Source organism: Polynucleobacter sp. 35-46-11, assembly GCF_002281105.1.
In genome coordinates this window covers 1-1,579 of the sequence record NZ_NCFJ01000554.1, presented here as the reverse complement: position 1 = coordinate 1,579, position 1,579 = coordinate 1, and the positions used below count along the sequence as shown (strand labels likewise).

At 42.4% G+C, this 1,579-nt stretch carries 2 protein-coding genes; both read right to left on the bottom strand.

What is annotated here, in order from left to right; genetic code table 11:
* Nucleotides 1–231 precede the first annotated feature (231 nt).
* Entirely contained in the window at nt 232–426 is a 195-nt protein-coding gene (locus tag B7Y67_RS17530; RefSeq protein ID WP_293599727.1) for a DUF2892 domain-containing protein, read from the bottom strand.
* A 67-nt stretch (nt 427–493) separates the two neighbouring features.
* Entirely contained in the window at nt 494–1,471 is a 978-nt protein-coding gene (locus B7Y67_RS17525; protein ID WP_293599726.1) for a sulfurtransferase, read from the bottom strand.
* Nucleotides 1,472–1,579 lie beyond the last annotated feature (108 nt).

The window sequence follows — 1,579 nt, the reverse complement described above, 5'->3', positions numbered from 1 at the left end:
GATGGTGGAAATACTATCGAATGGGAAGCCTCTTCAGCCGAAGTAAAGAGATTGGAAATGCTGGTTGGCACCTTAATGCATCTTGAGCTGGATGGGAATCAAATTCACATCATGCCTTTGCGACCCATCAATGATCCACGGCGGTTTATTGACCATTAAGCACTTGGCACTAAAGCCGTAAAAAACGCTTGCTAGATTTCTATCCAGGCAAGCGCTTTTATTGAGGTGGAATTACTTAGAGCAACTATCTCCGGTGTTAATTCCTAATAATGGGTAAGCTGGACAAAATCTGAATATCCCAGTTGCCAAAGGAACTACACCAATCCAAGCCCAGGCGCCAGTTGTTCCCGTGATGGCTAAACCGATCAACACTAGTCCAACGATAATTCGTAACATGCGGTCAATACCGCCAACATTGCATTTCATATCAACATCCTTTTCAAAGTGTAGAGGAATTACATTAGTAAAACCAACAGGTAATGCCAGGTAAAAATTAGTTGAGTGCAACACCTACCAATGGGCGACCTTCTAAAGTCCAAAGATACAGAGAGCCGTCATAGAGCTTGGTGGATTTATTACCAACTAACTCAGACATCACAAACCAACCACCAGCTGCTAAATGGCCACTATTGCAATAGCTAATTGCCGGCGTCTTTGGGTTGATTCCGTTTGAAGTGAATAATGCGTTGTAAGTATTCTTATCCCAGAAATACAGAGCCCCTTTTGCAGGCTTTGCTAATAACTCAGGAGCCAATTCCTTTGCACCCGCAATGTGACCGTAAGCACCTACATAGTCACGCTTATTTAAACCAAAAAACTGAACAGGTTGACGTGCGTCGATCAAAGTAGATTTACCAGTTTTAGAAGCTAATGCTACCTGCTCTGAGTTAGCAATCAACTCCTTGCGCTCAGCTTTGCCAACCCATGTTCCATTAGTTTTAATCGATGGGGCAACAGAAAAATCGCGTCCTTCAGAAAGCCAGCCCGCCATGCCACCATCTAATACGGCGATATTGTCCTCACCGTAAACCTTAAATTGCCAATACGCACGCAAAGCTTCATCAATATCGGAAATATCTTGGGCAATTGGAACTAAAACAATTGGCTTGTCAGAATTGATGCCCACTGACTGAATAATTTTTTCAAAGTCAGCCTTTTCAGGAATCAGATACTTGATCTTTTTCCCGTCAATCATGCGATCAACCCTGACCTTTTTAAAGTCAAGCAATGTGGAATCCGGAATATGGCCACCTACCTCAACTAAAAACTTCTTCCCTGTTTTTTTATCAATTTCGAATTCAGGGGCACGGGTATAGCTGGCTACATCGCCACGAACCTCTAAGATCTGAACCTCTGATTGATTAGCAGCAAGCCACTCTGCGCTGACTAATGGACCCGGCAAACTTACCGCGTGCACTAATCCAATAAAACTTGTAATCGCAACGGCTAGTCCTATTCGAATCTTTTTCATTTGAACTCCTTGATTAATTTACAGGTAATAAATATTGTGAAAGTCGATCTAATAAATCAATCTTGCTTTCAGTTAATACGTGGTACTTCCTTGAATTGAGAGCGGACA

Bases quoted from the DNA above. Each gene is read 5' to 3' on its own strand.
- B7Y67_RS17525 (WP_293599726.1), bottom strand. From the start codon at position 1,471: ATGAAAAAGATTCGAATAGGACTAGCCGTTGCGATTACAAGTTTTATT.
- B7Y67_RS17530 (WP_293599727.1), bottom strand. From the start codon at position 426: ATGAAATGCAATGTTGGCGGTATTGACCGCATGTTACGAATTATCGTT.